Below are 16317 nucleotides of genomic sequence, written 5' to 3'. Positions count from 1 at the left end.
AAGATCTGATAACCGGGCGGGAGCGACAAGCTCCCGCTCTCCTGTTTTCTCCATACAGACATTCTGGTAACCATGGCCTATTCAACTTTCTGCCAAACCCAAAACGACCAGCTCAAAGAGCCGATGTTTTTTGGCCAATCGGTCAACGTAGCCCGTTATGACCAGCAAAAGCACGAAGTGTTCGAGCGGCTGATCGAAAAACAACTCTCCTTCTTCTGGCGCCCGGAAGAGGTGGATGTCTCCCGTGATCGCATCGACTATCAGGCCCTGCCGCCCCACGAGCAGCACATCTTCATCTCCAACCTGAAGTACCAGACCCTGCTGGACTCCATTCAGGGTCGCAGCCCCAACGTAGCGCTGCTGCCGCTGGTCTCCATTCCGGAGCTGGAAACCTGGATCGAGACCTGGGCATTCTCCGAGACCATCCACTCTCGCTCCTACACCCATATCATCCGCAATATCGTCAACACCCCCGCCCAGGTGTTCGACGACATCGTGACCAACGAGCAGATCCTCAAGCGCGCCGGCTCCATCAGCCACTTCTACGACGACCTGATCGAAGCGACCGCCCTCTACAACCTGCACGGTGAAGGGACCCATACTGTCGCTGGCCGCGAAGTGACCATCACCTTGCGTGAGCTCAAGAAGAAGCTCTATCTCTGCCTGATGAGCGTCAACGCGCTGGAAGCGATCCGCTTCTACGTCAGCTTCGCCTGCTCCTTTGCCTTCGCCGAGCGCGAGCTGATGGAGGGCAACGCCAAGATCATCAAAATGATCGCCCGCGATGAGGCACTGCACCTGACCGGTACCCAGCACATGCTGAACCTGATGCGCAGCGGTCAGGACGACCCCGAGATGGCCGAGATCGCCGCCGAGTGCGAACAGGCCTGCTTCGAGCTGTTCAAAGAAGCCGCCATTCAGGAGAAAGAGTGGGCCGAGTACCTGTTCCAGGGCGGCTCCATGATCGGCCTGAACAAGGACATCCTCTGCCAGTACGTCGAGTACATCACCAACCTGCGGATGGCCGCCGTCGGTCTGCAGCCAGCCTTTGCCGGCACCAAGCAGAACCCGATCCCCTGGATCAATACCTGGCTTTCCTCCGACAACGTGCAGGTCGCCCCGCAAGAGGTAGAGGTAAGCTCCTATCTGGTGGGTCAGATCGACAGCGAAGTGAATGCTGAGGACCTGGGTGATTTCGAGCTGTGAGTGACGCCACCAACACGCTGACCCCTGCCCCGCACTCGCCTGCCGAACAGCAGGCGGTGCAGGCACCACGGGTACACACCCGGGATGGCGTGCTGCACGCTCATCCCGGCGAAAGCGTGCTGGAAACCCTGGAGCGCCACGGCCATCGGGTCGAGTTCCAGTGCCGCAGCGGCTATTGCGGTGCCTGCCGCACCCCGCTCATCGCGGGCAAGGTGCACTACCCCAATGTGCCGCTCGCCTTTGTCTCCCAGGGGGAGTGTCTCCCCTGCTGCTGCAAGCCGGTAGGCGCCATCAAACTGGATATCCAGAAACGCTGATCCCGCTTGTAGCACCTCGTGCACGCAGCCAAAGAGAGCAAAATAAAAAGCCGCCGGATTGCTCCGACGGCTTTTTTAGATCCATCTCGATGCCTACTCGATACCTAAGTGGGCTGCTGGCTGATCAACCTGCCAGCACTGACATTACAACCAGGGCGCAGCTGTCGGCCCGTGGTGCAGACCCAGCTTCCAGACCCGGCCGAAGTGCTTGTAGTGACCCGCCGCGACACCGGCCTTCTCGCCCATGCCGTGGTAGAGGTCGAGGTGGCCCTTCTTCACCGCGCCGCCCACATCCAGCGCAATCAACAGCCGCAGCTGATGTTTGCCGGTCCAGTTGCCCTCTTTGTCGAGCAACGGCACTTCGGCGAGGATCGGGGTACCCATCGGCAACAAGGTCTTGTCGGCAGCAACGGCCGCCATCGGCAGCAGCGGAATACCGGCAGCACCGATCACATCGTTGGTCGGGCGGCGCTCAAAGAAAACATAGGAGGGGTTCTGCTCCACCAGCTCCTTGACGCTCTCCTCCGGCTGGCGGCTCGCCCAATCCTTGATGGCTTTCATCGACATCTGCTCCTTGGGCACTTCACCGCGGTCGATCAGCACCCGGCCGATACTCACGTAACCGTGGCCGTTCTTGCCGCTGTAGCCCAGATATTGCAGCCGATCCTCGTCGCCATAGTGCACAAAGCCGGAACCCTGCACATCCATCAGGAAGTTGTCGATAAGGGATTTGCTGTAACCCAGTTCGAGCCCGCGGTTGGCCAGCGCCCCCTGATGGATCTGGGCACGGGTCGGACAACGGCTGCCACAGTTGGGCATGGCATAGATGGGATATTTGTACTTGGCATCGGGGCGACGACGCACCTCCAGCACCGGCGAGTAGTAGCCGGTGAAGAGCACGTTACCCATCCGATCCGCCCCGCCCAGCTGGGCCAGGCTGATACCGTAACGGGTGATGTCGGCAGGGTTGCCGCCGTTGGCCACCCAGCGGGAGAGCTTGTGGTAGAGCTCGCCATAACGGCGATTCATCTTGCCGGAGCGCTCCAGTACCAGCCTGCTCTGCGGGCCAAACTTGCTGTAATCGGCTCGCGCACGGCTATTGACCCGCTCAACCCTGACCAGCTCCCCCGGCAAGGTGCCGTCCAGATACTGCTTGCCCAGATTTACCGGCACCTCGCAGTTCAGGAAACATCTGTTGTCGGTCTGTTTTTTGGGCACCTGATTTTGCTCAGAGTTGCCTGCACACCCGGCCAGACCCAGCACCACGGCGGTCAGCCAGTACGCGTGTTTATTCATATGTCCTCATATAACGCCAATAGCCATGCTCGGCGGGGAAGATGCCAAATTTGCAGGGGGAAAGCAAACGACATCAATCACTTGAAGAGGGATTTCGCCAAAGGTGACAGCTGGGTTATAACAAGGTGACAGGATGTGCGAGGTGATGGATGGAACAGCTCGAGATCTTCCCGCTGCAGAGCCCCTGCATCGGGGTCTGCGAAGTGAACAACAAGGGCTACTGCAAAGGGTGTTTGCGCAGCCGTGAAGAGCGTTTCAACTGGCTCGCCATGACCCCCGCCCAGCAGCAGGATGTAATGCGTCTGTGCCGCGCCCGCAAGGCGCGAGTCGAAGCCGCCCGCCGCAAGGCACAGGAGGGAACCCAACCCGAGCAGCCAGAACAACCGGGCTGGGATTTTTAAACCCTGTCCCTTTCATATCTCTCTTTATCCCTCCCTTTGCGCCACCCTTGCCAGCTCGCTGAACGCCACAAACAGGTGGTAGAAGGTGCTGGCTGGGGCATGGGTTGTCAGCGGCTGACCGGTGACATCGACCTGATCGATCCATTGGCCGGGCAAGGCTGGCGTCAGGTAGTAGTGGAAGATCCGCCTCACCACCTCGCCAATCTGACGGGCTATCTCTGCGTCCCCTCGCCGCTCATAGGCCGCCAGCAGCGACTTGAGATGTTCGGTCTGGCACCAAAGCCGACTGGTTACCCGATGGGGCAGTCCGTCATCGGTAAGCTCATCCATCACCAGCCCGGTCGGCCCGTGGCCGTGAGCGGTGGCAAAGCGGTTCAGGATGGCGATCCCCTCATCTATCTCGCGCTCACTCGGCCCACACGCCCATCCTTGTGCCAATGCCCGGTAACGGGCCAGCAGCCAGCACCACTCGTAGTGATGACCCGGATCGATCAGGTGCGAATCGGGATGAACCGGGAGAAGCCGCTCATCGAAGAACTCCCGCAGCAAGGCGGGCTCAAGAAAGCGCTGGCGAAACAACTGATAGAGCTGATGGGCACGTCCTTGCCAGCTCGGCTCATCAAAGCTCTCGGCCGCCACCAGCAGTGCTTCGAAAAGATGCATATGGGGGTTTTGGCTGCGCAGCGAACCGGCTGGCCAGCTGGAGTGAAACCCGCCATACACAGGATCGGCAAAAAGCTGCGCGATGGCCTGGTAGCGCGACTCGGCCTGTTGCTGCCAGCACGGCTCGCCGCTCAAACGGTAGAGCCAGCATTCGGCCAGCAGGGCAAAAGCGTATTCGTAGCAGCACACCGCACTGTCGGCAGGAGAACCATCGGCATTAAGGGAAAACAGCTGGTTGCCGGCACCATCATCAAAATGCCTCATGCCGAACCTGGCGCAGCGCTCTGCCAACTCGCCTCCCTCATACCAGCCGAGCAGGGCTGCGTGGCTGAACACATAGATCTGCCGGCTCTGCACCCGAAATCGGGTGGGTTGCCAGAGGGGCTTGCCAGCACCATCCAGACCTTCGGCAAACATCCCCCTTTCCACATCAAATCCCCGAGATCCCCAACGGGGCAGCGCCTCTTCCACCAACCAGCTGCGGCAACGCCGCGCAGCCTCTCTTATCTCGTCATGCATTTCATCACCTCGCCTCCACCCGACCCAGGACCCAGTCCATGAAAAAGGGAGAGCCTCGCTCTCCCATCAGTTGCTTACACTCTCCCGAATCGGCCTAGAAGAGACCGATGGCGACCCCGACAAAAGCCACGACCAGCAGCCCCAGCATCGCCTTGACCGGCGAGACATTGCGTCTGGCCATCAGATACCAGGTGCCCAGCACCACCAGCAGCGGCATCAGTTTGGGGAAGATGCCATCCAACATGGTCTGTACCTGAATATTGACCCCGTCCGAGGTAACAAAATCGAGCCCGGTGGAGAGGTTGACATAACTGGCGGCCACCCCGCCCATCACAAAGACCCCGAGCAGGGAGAGTGCCTCGCGCAGCTTGACCGACTCCGTGCTCACCAGCGCCTCCACCGAGCCAGTCCCCATCCGGTAGCCCTTCATGAACAGCATGTAGGAGCCGGTGATGACGATGGCGTTGAAGCTGATGATGTAAAAGAGCGGCCCCAGCACGCTGCCGCCGGCGGCCAGCGCCATGCCGATGCTGAGCAGAATGGGCACCAGCATGCCCGGGATCATGGAATCCCCGATCCCGGCGATGGGCCCCATCAACCCCACTTTCAGGGTGTTGATGGTCTCGCCATCGATCCGCTCGCCGTTGGCCCGCTTCTCCTCCAACCCCACCGCCAGCCCGTTGATGATGGCGCCAATCTGGGGCTCAGTGTTGTAGAAGGAGGCATGGCGTTTCATCGCCTCCATCCTCTCCGCCTTGCCGGGATAGAGCTTCTTGAGTGCCGGCATCATACCAAGGCAGAAACCGAACGATTCGAGGCGCTCGAAGCTCATGGAGGATAGGTTGTACATCATCCACGAACGCCAGCAGGCACGCAGATCCTTGGGAGTGAGAGCCACCGGCGCATTGTTCACCGGCTGGCCCGCTTGCAGCTTTGCGTCCATCAGAATTCATCCTCATCATCGGTTTGGGTGGCAGCACGGGCAGCTACTGCAGGGCGAGATTCCGGCTTGTAGTTGTAGTGGATGAGCGCAAGCAGGGCGCCGATCATCACCAGCCCTACCATGTTGAGCTTGAGAAAAACGATGCCGACAAAGCCCACCAGAAAATAGATCAGCATGCTGCTCTGCTTGATGATCTGCTTGAGCAGGATGGCAATGCCGACCGCCGGCAGAATGCCGCCCACCACCGTCATGGTGCGGATCACCAGCTCCGGCAGGCTGTTCATGAAGCCTTCGATGTACTGGTTGCCAAAATAGACGGCGATAAAGGTGGGCACGAAACGCAGTACGAAGTTGCTGACCTGCGGGAAGATGGCGCTGTTGAGATAAACCCCCTTTTCATCCCCCTGCTCCAGCGCCACGTCGGCTCTGTGGTTCCAGTAGGAGTTGAAGACCATCATGAAGTTGAAGAGGATGGTACCGGCAATGCCGATAGTGGCGGCAATGGCCACGGCAACTGACGGCTCTTTGCCCGACATGACGCCGAGGGCGATGGCCGGAAAGGCGACGAAGTTGAGATCTGCCGGCATGGAACCGCCCGGCGTCACCATGGCGATATAGACCGCCTGCACCGCCACCCCGATAAGGATCCCGGTCTGGATATCACCGAGGATCGCCCCCACAAGCATGCCCGAAACCAGCGGGCGGGTGATGGTGTACCAGCCCCCGGTCAATCCCAGCAGCCAGGGGCTGCTGAGGGCACCGAGATAACAGAGTATCCCGATGAGTGTTGCTTCCAGAAACATGATGTCTGCTCCCTATTTCAGCTTTTTCTGGGCATCCGCCCAGCTGTAGTGGCTGGCATCCGGCACCAGCCGAAAGTCAATCTCGTGGCCAAGGCTGGCCAGATAGTCAAAAGCGGCGATCTCCTGCGCCGTCACCGACTGGTTGGGGCCTATGGTGGTGGTCTGCTCGCGGGCACTCATGGGCCCCACGTTGATCTTGCCGTTGTGGTTCTCAAGAGAGATACCGGCGGCGCAGAGCCGCTGCAGGGTGACCGGCGACTTGCCAATCACGAAGTAGCGTTTGTCACTGGCGATCACCTTGGGCAGCTTGGCAATGGCCGTCGCCACGTCGAACAGCCACACCTTGGTGTCCGGCACAGCGCCGATCATTACCTGGGAGAGCAGCGGATCGGCCGCCACCTCGTCATCAATCGCGACGATGCCGTCGCAGGGCAGCTCTCTGGCCCAGCGCGTCACCAGCTGGCCATGGATCACCCGATCGTCAATGCGTACAAATGAAATCGCCATCTCGCTCTCCTAGAAGTTGTCATCTTGCTGGTGCGCCGCCGGGGCCGCGATCACCATGGATTCCAGTGCCTGGGCCAGCAACTGGCGGGCCGCCTCGTGCACATCGGTCGCCGCAAGCCAGTCGGCACTCATCAGCAGCATGGGAAAATTCACCCCGGTCACCACGGCTACCGGCTGCGGCCAGTCGGGGTCAAATGCAAAGCGGCATGCCACGTTGTAGGGGGTGCCGCACTCCATGTCGCACAGCACCAGCACCCCGTCAGACCCCGCACCATGACGGCGCAGGGTCTGTTCAAACTCGGTGCGAAACGCCTCGATTCCCCCCTCTTCGGTAAGAGAGACGGTGGCTACGGCGGGCAGCTCGCCGTAGACCATGCTGGCGCTGGCCAGCAGGGCCGGCGCCAGTGAACCATGGGTTGCGATAAGGATCCTCAGCATCTTGGTTACCCCCTCACATAGGCCTTGATGGTGGCGATGGTCGCCCCTTCACTCTCGCCACTCGGACGGATGCGATAGCGCCCTACCGACGCCGGTACGATAAAGGTCTCGGCGTAGTGCACCACAAACGGCGCGAACGCATGGTCGGGACTCTCCACCGTCGCCTCTCGTCCCTCAATCAGATTGAGCACTTGCACCGTGCCGCCGGTGTCGTGCTCCACCGGCACACTGAACCAGTGGCGACGGGTCTCAATAAATTCCCGCTCATGCAGTCCGGTACGCTCCTCGCGCCAGCCCGGCCCTTCGGCGATGAGCTCGATGCGATTGACCAGATGTTCAAGGGTCCAGTCGGTGTCGCGCTCCCACTGGATCACCTTGCTGCCATGCTCCAGATGGATGGGGCGCGGGATGCCGTCGAGCCCGACCCGGCCCCAGTCCCACAGCTTGAAGGTGAAGATGTAGGGGGTGGCGCTGATCTCGAGCACCATGGCCCCCTCTCCCGAGCAGTGGACGGTTCCGGCCGGGATCAGGAAGTGATCGTGCTTGCGGGCCGGGAAGCGGTTGATGAAACGCTCGTCATCGAAAGGCTTCTCACCACGCTGGGCGGCGGCCAGATCAACCAGCATCTCCTGGGGGTCGATACCGTTGCGGGTGCAGAGGTAGACGCAGGAGTCCGGCTTGGCATCAAGCAGGTAGTAGCTCTCGTCCTGGGTGTAGTGCATGCCGAACTCCTGCTGTATGTATTCGGTCAGCGGATGCACCTGCAGACTGAGCGGCTGCCCCCCCACCGTATCGAGAAAATCGAACCGGATCGGGAACTCGGCGCCAAAGCGGGCGTGCACCCGCTCCCCAAGCAAGGCGCTGGGCTGGCACAGCACCAGGTTTTGCGACGGGATCTCCACCCTCACCTCGCCAAAGCGCAGATAGAGGCTGTTCTCCTCGGGTACGCAGTCAAAGCACCAGGCGTAGTTGGGTTGGGCCGGGTCCAGATCACACACCTGCTTCATCCACTGCCCGCCCCAGACCCCCGGGTCGAAGAAGGGCACCACCCGGAACGGCTGGCGCGCCGCCTGATGCAACCCTTGTTGCAGTGCCGCCCCCGTTACCATGGTCGGCTTGCCCCTGGTGTTGGTGTCGAGCAGGAAATCGATAGTCGGCAGCTGGGCCAATTTATGACGGTCAAACACCCGCCATTCGATGAAGAAGGCGCGCTTGTAGCGGCGCAATATGTCCTCTTCGGTGTTATCAGCGCCCCAGTTGCCAATCTCTTTTCGGCGCATACGCTGCTGGATCTCCCAGCGGGCAAGATCGGCATAGACCCGCACATCCCCTTGCGCCACCAGCGAAGCGCCGCTCCCCATCACCACCACCAGACCTTCGGCCATCTCGGCGACCTGCTGTTGCAGGCGCGCCAAGGCGACCGGGTCAAAAAACTCCACCATCTTGTGGGGTGCCAGCACACCAAACACCCTGTCATCGGTGATGAAGCGATCCAGCATCGCCAGCACTTTGGGTTCGGGCAAGCGGGCCTGTTCCACATCGATGAGCGTGTGAGGCCCGAATCTGGTCAGCAGCTGGGTGCGTAGCTCACCCTGATCCACGCCGTGATAGCAGTCGATCACCAGCACCACTTTCGCTCTCTCCTGCTCGTTCACTTTGGCCAGCAGCTGATGGGCAATCGCGTCCCATCCCGCGCAGGCGGCCTGTTCATATCCGACAACGGTTACTTCTGGATATTTGTCGTAGTTGGAGACGTAACTCGAATGAATCATTGGCTTGCTCTCTCGTTGACACCTACGACAGAGATAAATCGATTAACCTGTTAACCACAACCTGATAAACACGATTAACCTCAAACATTGGGATATATCATCGGTATTAGCGGTGAAATTCGTGATCAACCGCTCACTTGCAACCTTCTCTCATCCGAAATAAAGGTTAATCGATATATCTTGATGGCATGAACATGACTGGACCGACACCATGAGCAATGTGACTGTTGCCGATATTGCCCGCCATCTGGGCGTTTCCACCGCCACCGTCTCCATGACCCTGCGCAACAAGGGACGCATCTCCGACCACACCCGCCAGCGGGTACTCAAAGCCATCGACGAGCTCGGCTATGTCTACAACCAGACTGCCGCCAACCTGCGCAACAAGAGCAGCAATCAGGTCGGTTTGTTGCTGCACGACATTACCAACCCCTTCTATGCAGAGATGACGGCGGGCCTGAGTCGGGAGATGGAACACCACGATCTGATGCTGTTTCTTGCCAACAGCGAGGAGTCGGCGGCAAGGCAGCAGCAGTTTATGGATTCGCTGCAACGCAACAGCGCCGCCGGCATGGTGATCTGCGCTGCCCAACCTACGCCCCACAGCTTTTTCGAGAGCCTGCAACGGCGCCATATGCCTACCATTCTGGTGGTGCGACCGGTGCCGGATGTGGCGATCGACTTTGTCGGCACCGACAACTTTCTCGGTTGCCAACTGGCGACCGAGCACCTGCTGAAACTCGGCCACCGTCATATCGCCTTTGTCGGGGGCTCCCCCACCTCCATCAGCCGCTCCCAGCGCCTCGGTGGCTACATGAGCAAATTGCTCGAACACGGCATCTCCCCCAAACCGGAGTGGATCATCGGTTGCGGCGCCAGCCGGGTAGAAGGCACCCGCGCCATGACGGCGCTGCTGGAGCAGCACCCCGAGGTGACGGCGGCGGTCTGCTATCAGGATGTGGTGGCGCTCGGCGCCATGCTGGCGCTACGTAAGCAGGGACTGATCATCGGCCAGAACTTTGCTCTGGTGGGCTTTGACGATCTGCCGGAAACCGCGCTGGTCGAACCGGCGCTCACCACCGTCTCGGTGGCGGCGCGGGAGATTGGCCGCAAGGCGGGCGAGCTGCTGCTTGAGCGGATGGCCGGCAACGACGAGCCGGCCAAGAGCATCATTCTGCCCCCTACTCTGGTGGTGCGCCAATCCTGCGGCAGCCCCTAGCGGGCCGCCGCCAGCTCCGATTTATATCCCTTGCTGATTGCCGGTCACGAGGCGGGGCGTGCCATCTCCTCCGGCCAGCACCCGAACGGCAAAGCCGCGCGTGCCCATCGCTTTGTAGTCGTGACCTGCGACAGCAGGCCAGACCGCCAGCGCCGAGAGCTGCGTTTCATCGGTGTTGACGAGTCGATGGGCCACATGGCCCGGAATATGGTGAACACTGCCGGGAAAAACCTGCTCCAACCGGCAGACACCGGCCATGTCCTGCAACAGCAATAGTCCCCTTCCGCACAACCCGAAGTAATATTCGGCCTGCTCGGCGCGAGCATGGATATGACCGCGGGTCATGAAAAACTCCTGCCCGACCCGGCCCGCCTCAATATAGGTCACCCCCATGTTGAGATCCCCCTCGCCACCATTACCGGGCAGCATGGCAACCCGATAGAGCGGGGTATCGGGCGAGAGCGCGGCCTCGGCGTGCGGGTCGGCAAAAAGCCCCTGCAAGTCAGCCAGGGTGGTGCACTTCTCAACCAGTTCGGCGCCACCGAGCTTGCCGGTCGCAAAATTGAGAATGGGGGGGATCATGGGTGTCATCATCTGCTCCTGGGTATCGGGTTATCGGCGGGCGCAGGTGCGCCCCAAGCACCTCACGCTAGAGGGTTAATCCATTAACCACAAGCAAAACAACGCCTGCATTTTTCCTGTATCCGTCAATAAAAAAGCGGCCCGCAGGCCGCTCTTGGTTATGACGTGTTGCCGGGTGGCGAGGCTTATGCCGTGGCCAGCTTGGCCTGCTCTTCGCCGCGCTTGAGCATGGCGTAGGAGACACCGGTCAGCAGCGAGCCTGCTGCAATCGCCACGATATACATCATGACGTTGCTGATAGCATGCGGGATGAACAGCACGAACAGACCGCCGTGGGGGGCCATCAGCTCGCAGCCGAACAGCATGGAGAGCGCACCGGTCAGGGCGCCGCCCACCATACAGGCCGGGATGACCCGCATCGGATCCTTGGCGGCAAACGGGATGGCCCCCTCGGAGATAAAGCACAGACCCAGCACGAAGGAGGCTTTGCCCGCTTCCTGCTCCGCCTTGATGAACTTGGTGCGGGCCAGGAAGGTGGCGATCCCCATACCCAGTGCCGGCACCATACCAGCGGCCATCACGGCAGCCATCGGGGCGTAGGTTTTGGAGGCCAGCAGGCCAACCCCGAAGGCGTAGGCGGCCTTGTTGACCGGGCCGCCCATGTCGAAGCACATCATGGCACCGATGATGACACCCAGCAGCACCGCGTTGGCAGAGCCCATGTTGTTGAGGAAGGTGGTCATGGCATTCATGATGCCGGCCACTGGGCCACCCACCACGTAGATCATCACCAGACCGGTAAAGAGGCTGGCAAAGAGCGGAATGATCAGGATGGGCTTGAGCGCTTCCAGGGTCACCGGCAGGCGCACCTTGTCGCTCAGGTACTTGGCGCTGTAACCGGCCAGGAAACCGGCCACGATGCCGCCAAGGAAACCGGCGCCCAGCGAGCTTGCCAGCATGCCGCCAATCATGCCGGGGGCGAGGCCCGGGCGATCAGCGATGGAGTAGGCAATGTAGCCGGCCAGCACCGGGATCATCAGGGCGAAGGCGGAGCCGCCACCGATCTTCATCAGGGCCGCGGCCAGGGTGCCTTCCACCTTGAACGCCTCGATCCCGAATACGAACGAGAGCGCGATGATAAGGCCACCCGCCACCACCATCGGCAGCATAAAGGAGACACCGGTCAGCAGATGCTTGTAGGGGCCAGCTTTTTCCTCTTTCTTGGGCTGGCTGGCACCGCTGTGACGATAGGTTTTCGCCTCGTTCCACGCCTTGTCGAGCTCGGCGCGGGTTTTCTTCAGCGCCGCACCGGTACTGGTGCGATAGACCGGCTTGCCGTCGAAACGGGCCATGTCCACCTCGATGTCGGTGGCGAGGAATACCAGATCGGCGGATGCAATCTCCTCGGCAGTCAGGGCGTTCTGGGCACCGACCGAGCCTTGAGTCTCGACGCGGATCTGATAACCCAGCTGTTTGGCCATGGTCTCCAGCGCTTCTGCCGACATAAAGGTGTGGGCCACCCCGGTCGGGCAGGCGGTCACCGCCACGATGCGCTTGCCTGCGGCAGCCGGTTTGGCGGCAGCATTGGCAACGGCGGAGGCGGCTTGATGGCGATAGACACTGGCGCCGCTGGTTGCTGCCTCCAGCAAGGCGGCCGGATCCTGCAGGGCGAGATCCATGCTGCCCTGATAGACCTGCTTGCCATCATAGGCAGCGAGATCCACCGGAGCGCTGGCGACGACCAGCACCAGCTCGGCGGCGGTAATCTGCTCTTTTGAGGGGATCTGGCGCGGTTGCACGCTGGAGCCGACGTCGAGGGTGAGTTCCCAGCCAGCCAGTTTGGCCTGCTGTTCTATCCGTTTTGCAGCGAGAAAGCTGGTGGCAATGCCCGCCGGGCAAGCCGTAACCAAGATTGCTTTCATTGGGCATCTCCTGAGTTTTCCATTGAGGGGGTATGGCACTGAACCGGTGCCAGCGCTTCCAGACGCTCTACACGCACCTGTTCAAGTAAAGGGTTGAGCACACTGATATCGTCAAAGCCGACCGCGACCTGACTGACCGCCAAGGCCGAGACGGCGGTGGCCAGCCGCAGGGTCTGCTCCGGCGCCCAGCCAAGGCTGAGACCATGGGCGAGACCGGCCACCAGCGAATCGCCGGCACCCACAGTGCTGACCACCTGCATCCGCGGCGGAATGGCCTGCCAGACGGCATCCGGGGCAAACCAGATCAGGCCATCGGCGCCGTTGGAGATCACCACGTTGGGGATCCCGCTTGCCTGCAGCACGCGGGCACACTCGGCCTGCTCGCTCAGGGTCTTGACGGGGCGGCCCGCCCACTGGCTCAGCTCCTCCAGATTGGGTTTGACCAGGGTCGGCGCCGCCTTGATCCCTTCGCTTAAGGCCGCACCGCTGCAATCGAAGATCACCTGCTTGCCCTTGGCCTTGAGCAGGCGGATCAGATGGGCGCAGTAATCGGGAGCCACCCCTTTGGGCAGGCTGCCCGCCAACACGAACCACTCAGCATGCGCAGCCAATTGGTCGATGGCCTGCTCCAGCGCACTCACCTCCCCGTGCTGGATGGTGAGCCCCGGCAGGTTGAGATCGGTGACCCGACCGGATTGCTCGGAGATCTTGACGTTGATGCGGGTGCTGCCCGCGACACGGACAAAGTGATCATCCAGCGTCCGCTCTGCAAACAGGGAGACAAAGCTCTGCTCATTGTCCGCGCCAAGCCAACCGGTCACGCCCACCTCACGGCCCAAATCCTTGAGCACCATGGCGACGTTGATCCCCTTGCCTGCCGCGCGCAGGTTGGCCTCGCTCACCAGATTGACCTCGCCAAGGCTCATCGCCTCGAGACGGGTGGTGAGATCCAGGGCGGGGTTGGGGGTAATGGTGACAATCTTCATCAATGCGCCCCCTCGCCCAGACCAGCGGCGATCGCCTCACCGATCCCCTTGAGAGCCGCTTCGGCATCTGCCCCTTCGGCGCGAAATGCCAGACGGTGCCCGCACTTGACGCCAAGGCCGATCACCTTCATCAGGCTCTTGGCGGAGACTGCCTCGCCGCTGCCATCCAGATTGGCAACCCGGATGTCGGATGCAAACTCTTTGGCCACCTTGACCAGCATGGCGCCCGGACGGGCATGCAGGCCGTGGGGGTTGATGATGGTGAAGGTTTCGGAAAGACCGCTCGCGGGGCCCGCTTGCAACATGGCCAGCCCCTCGCTGCCCGCCAGCGTCGCCAGCTGACCGGCGGCCGCCAGTTTGGCCAGATTCTCCAGTTGCGGCAGATGGCCGCTATCTGCGGCGCACAGCAGCAGCATGGCGCTGACCGGCAGCTCCCCTGCGCGAAGTTCGCTGCTCGGGGTGGCCAGTACCCAGCCAGTCTGGGCCGATGCTGTTTGCTGAACATGGGCACGGGCCAGCCAGATGCCCTCGCCCAGATAGGCCGGTTCGCTTGCCAGCAGTGCGCTTACCATGGCGGCATCGCCCCAACCGGCGGACTTGGCGCGGGCAGCGGCGCCCAGCAACAGCTGGTCGCGATCATCGGCCGGAAAGTCGGCCAGGGTCAGGTATTGCACCTCTTTGGCGGCAGTGGCGCCGGTCAGGATATTGATGATGGTGTCGGCGTCGGTGGCCTCTTTCAATTGCGCTGCCGCCTGTTCGTCACCCAGCACATGGGTGAGCTGGCGCAAAATGCCCAGATGCTCGTCCGACTTGGCGGCGATACCGATGGCGACGTAGGCGATCTGCCCCTCGTCCCACTCGATGCCGTTGGGGAACTGGGCCACCATGACGCCGGTGCTCTTCACCAGATGCCGGGTGTCGGTGGTGCCGTGGGGAATGGCGATGCCGCTGCCAAGGTAGGTGGCATGCTGCGCTTCACGGGCCAGCATGCCATCGACATAGCCCGCCTCCACCAGACCGGCCTCGGTCAGTTTGCCTGCCAACAGGGCAATCGCCTCGGCCTTGGTCGCCACCGACTGCCCCAGCAAGATCTGCTCTCGCACCAACTTCAACATAGCCACTCTCCATCAGATCCCGGCATCGCCGGGTCAACACAATTGAACATTCGGTTTGCCTGCCAGCTGACGATAGTCGGGATACCTCGAAATGTGATCCTGACCGGGTTTTATCACCCTGCTCTGCATCTCTGCGAAGCGGTGCTGCTGACAAGCTGAATCGTTTCACTTACACTCAGACTGAATCGTTTCAGCGAATTGATCAAGTACCCACAAAGAGCGGTTTTCAATGATATGATCCCGCGCACACTTTTCGGTGCCCTTACCAGGCAGTGCCCGTGGGCCTAGCAACTCAAACAGAGCCAATATGATGAAACTGGATGAAATCGCCGCCCTCGCCGGTGTCTCGCGCACCACGGCCAGCTATGTGATCAACGGCAAGGCCGACCAATACCGCATCAGTCAGGCCACCCGCGACAAGGTGATGGCCGTCGTCACCGCCCACAACTACCAGCCGGACAGCCGCGCCGCCTCCCTGCGCGGCGGCCAGACCAAAACCCTCGGCTTTATCCTGCCCGACCTTGAGAACGCCAGTTACGCCAAGCTGGCCAAACGGCTGGAACAGGGGGCGCGGGCGCAGGGCTATCAGCTGCTCATCGTCTGCTCGGAAGATGATCCCGCCACCGAAAAAGAGCTGGCCCAGATGCTGGTGAGCCGCCATGTGGATGCCCTGCTGGTGGCCAGCTGCCTGCCGCCGGATGATCCCTTCTATGGCAACCAGCAAGCACAAGGGGTGCAGCTCCTCGCCATCGACCGGAGCATGGCGGCCGATCGCTTCGTCACCGTCGCCAGTGAAAATGAGAAGGCGAGCCATGACCTCACCGCCTCCCTGCTCACCCCGGCCATTCGCCATATCGCCTTGATCACCGCACTGCCTGCACTCACGATCAGTCAGGAGCGAAAAGCAGGCTTCGAGCAGGCCATCGCCAGCCACAGTGCGACCTGCCACCTCTGTGAAGGGGCCCACTTCTCGCGCACCGAGGGGTATCGCCTGATCAAACATCTGCACCAGCAGCTGGGCCAGCTGCCCGAGGCGCTGATCACCACCTCCTACATCCTGATGGAGGGGGTACTGGACTATCTGCTGGAACAAGAGACCGATATGAGCCAGCTTGCCATGGCCACCTTCGGCGACGATCGGCTGCTCGACTTCCTCCCCTTTGGCATCAACTCCCTGCCCCAGCAGCACGACGCGCTGGCGAGCCAAGCGCTGGAGCTGGCGCTCAAGGCGGTCAATGGCGACTACCAGAGCGGGCTGCACTATGTAAGCCGCACCCTCAAGCGCCGTCGCTAAGTCGCCTATGGCAATTGCCCACAACCACACAGGCTGCCGGCAAAAACTGCCGGAATGGGCAGCCAAAACTGACAGCCTGTGCGGCTGCTCTTCTCAACGCCTACGTTGGCACGCGCCTGTTTGAACACCGGAAGATCGGCCAACCGGCCGACAGGGCTTGCAACCCCTACTCAAGGCCCGTTTATCGGCCCATCGGCTCGCTATAAATTGAATTTATGGCTTTTGACCATATGACCCTATTTTTACTTATACCGAACCATCCGGGCCGCTAGCGCCCCCTTTTGCCCTCTGTCGCCCCTTCCAGGCGCCTGTAGCAACTCCCTCCGATCCCGAG

The 16317-nt window shown here is 61.3% G+C and carries 16 protein-coding genes; 5 read left to right on the top strand and 11 right to left on the bottom strand.

Annotated elements, in window-relative coordinates; all coding sequences use genetic code 11:
* The first annotated feature begins 72 nt into the window (after positions 1–72).
* Positions 73–1206 (top strand): class Ia ribonucleoside-diphosphate reductase subunit beta, encoded by a 1134-nt coding sequence (nrdB, locus tag NOM67_RS02905; protein ID WP_042031036.1) that lies wholly within the window; start codon positions 73–75, stop codon positions 1204–1206.
* Complete coding sequence (gene yfaE / locus NOM67_RS02900) at positions 1203–1523, top strand: class I ribonucleotide reductase maintenance protein YfaE (protein ID WP_201966507.1); 321 nt, start codon at positions 1203–1205, stop codon at positions 1521–1523. The genes nrdB and yfaE overlap by 4 nt, the downstream gene beginning before the upstream one ends.
* 144 nt (positions 1524–1667) lie before the next feature.
* Here yfaE and mltA read toward each other — a convergent pair whose 3' ends face one another.
* Entirely contained in the window at positions 1668–2819 is a 1152-nt protein-coding gene (mltA, locus tag NOM67_RS02895; RefSeq protein WP_033112478.1) for a murein transglycosylase A, read from the bottom strand.
* Between the two features lie 149 nt (positions 2820–2968).
* Between mltA and NOM67_RS02890 the strand changes: the two genes are divergently transcribed.
* A complete protein-coding gene (locus NOM67_RS02890; RefSeq protein ID WP_182925441.1) occupies positions 2969–3220 on the top strand; it encodes a DUF1289 domain-containing protein in 252 nt (83 codons plus the stop codon).
* 24 nt (positions 3221–3244) lie between these two features.
* On the opposite strand, the gene NOM67_RS02885 is transcribed toward NOM67_RS02890, so the two are convergent.
* From NOM67_RS02885 to NOM67_RS02860, 6 genes are all read right to left on the bottom strand, one after another.
* Complete coding sequence (locus tag NOM67_RS02885) at positions 3245–4402, bottom strand: AGE family epimerase/isomerase (protein ID WP_255933656.1); 1158 nt, start codon at positions 4400–4402, stop codon at positions 3245–3247.
* 94 nt (positions 4403–4496) lie between these two features.
* Complete coding sequence (locus NOM67_RS02880; protein WP_255933654.1) at positions 4497–5345, bottom strand: PTS system mannose/fructose/sorbose family transporter subunit IID; 849 nt, start codon at positions 5343–5345, stop codon at positions 4497–4499.
* Positions 5345–6148, bottom strand: a complete 804-nt coding sequence (locus NOM67_RS02875; protein WP_071910034.1) for a PTS sugar transporter subunit IIC — start codon at positions 6146–6148, stop codon at positions 5345–5347. The genes NOM67_RS02880 and NOM67_RS02875 overlap by 1 nt, the downstream gene beginning before the upstream one ends.
* Before the next feature lie 12 nt (positions 6149–6160).
* On the bottom strand, positions 6161–6655 hold the full coding sequence (locus tag NOM67_RS02870; RefSeq protein ID WP_041207847.1) for a PTS sugar transporter subunit IIB: 495 nt from the start codon (positions 6653–6655) through the stop codon (positions 6161–6163).
* A 9-nt stretch (positions 6656–6664) separates the two neighbouring features.
* Positions 6665–7093, bottom strand: a complete 429-nt coding sequence (locus tag NOM67_RS02865; protein WP_255933651.1) for a PTS sugar transporter subunit IIA — start codon at positions 7091–7093, stop codon at positions 6665–6667.
* Between the two features lie 5 nt (positions 7094–7098).
* Positions 7099–8865 carry a class I mannose-6-phosphate isomerase gene (locus NOM67_RS02860; RefSeq protein WP_255933649.1) on the bottom strand — a complete coding sequence of 589 codons (1767 nt, stop codon included), beginning with the start codon at positions 8863–8865 and terminating at the stop codon, positions 7099–7101.
* A 211-nt stretch (positions 8866–9076) separates the two neighbouring features.
* On the opposite strand from NOM67_RS02860, the gene NOM67_RS02855 reads away from it, so the two are divergent.
* Positions 9077–10084 (top strand): LacI family DNA-binding transcriptional regulator, encoded by a 1008-nt coding sequence (locus NOM67_RS02855; protein ID WP_255933647.1) that lies wholly within the window; start codon positions 9077–9079, stop codon positions 10082–10084.
* Between the two features lie 21 nt (positions 10085–10105).
* Here NOM67_RS02855 and NOM67_RS02850 read toward each other — a convergent pair whose 3' ends face one another.
* The 4 genes from NOM67_RS02850 to fruB form a co-directional block, all read right to left on the bottom strand.
* The gene (locus NOM67_RS02850) at positions 10106–10675 is read right to left on the bottom strand and encodes a glucose-6-phosphate isomerase family protein (RefSeq protein WP_255933646.1); all 570 of its coding nucleotides are present in this window, start codon (positions 10673–10675) and stop codon (positions 10106–10108) included.
* Positions 10676–10851: 176 nt separating this feature from the next.
* Complete coding sequence (gene fruA, locus NOM67_RS02845; RefSeq protein ID WP_255933644.1) at positions 10852–12588, bottom strand: PTS fructose transporter subunit IIBC; 1737 nt, start codon at positions 12586–12588, stop codon at positions 10852–10854.
* Positions 12585–13574 (bottom strand): 1-phosphofructokinase, encoded by a 990-nt coding sequence (gene pfkB / locus NOM67_RS02840; RefSeq protein WP_255933642.1) that lies wholly within the window; start codon positions 13572–13574, stop codon positions 12585–12587. The genes fruA and pfkB overlap by 4 nt, the downstream gene beginning before the upstream one ends.
* Entirely contained in the window at positions 13574–14689 is a 1116-nt protein-coding gene (fruB, locus tag NOM67_RS02835; RefSeq protein WP_255933639.1) for a fused PTS fructose transporter subunit IIA/HPr protein, read from the bottom strand. The genes pfkB and fruB overlap by 1 nt, the downstream gene beginning before the upstream one ends.
* A gap of 307 nt (positions 14690–14996) precedes the next feature.
* Between fruB and cra the strand changes: the two genes are divergently transcribed.
* Positions 14997–15983: a catabolite repressor/activator gene (cra, locus tag NOM67_RS02830; protein ID WP_255933637.1), complete on the top strand. Its 987-nt coding sequence runs from the start codon at positions 14997–14999 to the stop codon at positions 15981–15983.
* Positions 15984–16317 lie beyond the last annotated feature (334 nt).

Source organism: Aeromonas sp. SG16, from assembly GCF_024436135.1.
Classification (GTDB): Bacteria; Pseudomonadota; Gammaproteobacteria; order Enterobacterales; family Aeromonadaceae; genus Aeromonas; species Aeromonas jandaei.
The sequence above is the reverse complement of the archived record's forward strand: the minus strand, read 5'-3'. Positions and strand labels throughout refer to the sequence as shown.

Bases quoted from the DNA above. Each gene is read 5' to 3' on its own strand.
- nrdB (WP_042031036.1), top strand. From the start codon at position 73: ATGGCCTATTCAACTTTCTGCCAAACCCAAAACGACCAGCTCAAAGAG.
- mltA (WP_033112478.1), bottom strand. From the start codon at position 2,819: ATGAATAAACACGCGTACTGGCTGACCGCCGTGGTGCTGGGTCTGGCC.
- NOM67_RS02890 (WP_182925441.1), top strand. From the start codon at position 2,969: ATGGAACAGCTCGAGATCTTCCCGCTGCAGAGCCCCTGCATCGGGGTC.
- NOM67_RS02885 (WP_255933656.1), bottom strand. From the start codon at position 4,402: ATGCATGACGAGATAAGAGAGGCTGCGCGGCGTTGCCGCAGCTGGTTG.
- NOM67_RS02880 (WP_255933654.1), bottom strand. From the start codon at position 5,345: ATGGACGCAAAGCTGCAAGCGGGCCAGCCGGTGAACAATGCGCCGGTG.
- NOM67_RS02875 (WP_071910034.1), bottom strand. From the start codon at position 6,148: ATGTTTCTGGAAGCAACACTCATCGGGATACTCTGTTATCTCGGTGCC.
- NOM67_RS02870 (WP_041207847.1), bottom strand. From the start codon at position 6,655: ATGGCGATTTCATTTGTACGCATTGACGATCGGGTGATCCATGGCCAG.
- NOM67_RS02865 (WP_255933651.1), bottom strand. From the start codon at position 7,093: ATGCTGAGGATCCTTATCGCAACCCATGGTTCACTGGCGCCGGCCCTG.
- NOM67_RS02860 (WP_255933649.1), bottom strand. From the start codon at position 8,865: ATGATTCATTCGAGTTACGTCTCCAACTACGACAAATATCCAGAAGTA.
- NOM67_RS02855 (WP_255933647.1), top strand. From the start codon at position 9,077: ATGAGCAATGTGACTGTTGCCGATATTGCCCGCCATCTGGGCGTTTCC.
- NOM67_RS02850 (WP_255933646.1), bottom strand. From the start codon at position 10,675: ATGACACCCATGATCCCCCCCATTCTCAATTTTGCGACCGGCAAGCTC.
- fruA (WP_255933644.1), bottom strand. From the start codon at position 12,588: ATGAAAGCAATCTTGGTTACGGCTTGCCCGGCGGGCATTGCCACCAGC.
- pfkB (WP_255933642.1), bottom strand. From the start codon at position 13,574: ATGAAGATTGTCACCATTACCCCCAACCCCGCCCTGGATCTCACCACC.
- fruB (WP_255933639.1), bottom strand. From the start codon at position 14,689: ATGTTGAAGTTGGTGCGAGAGCAGATCTTGCTGGGGCAGTCGGTGGCG.
- cra (WP_255933637.1), top strand. From the start codon at position 14,997: ATGATGAAACTGGATGAAATCGCCGCCCTCGCCGGTGTCTCGCGCACC.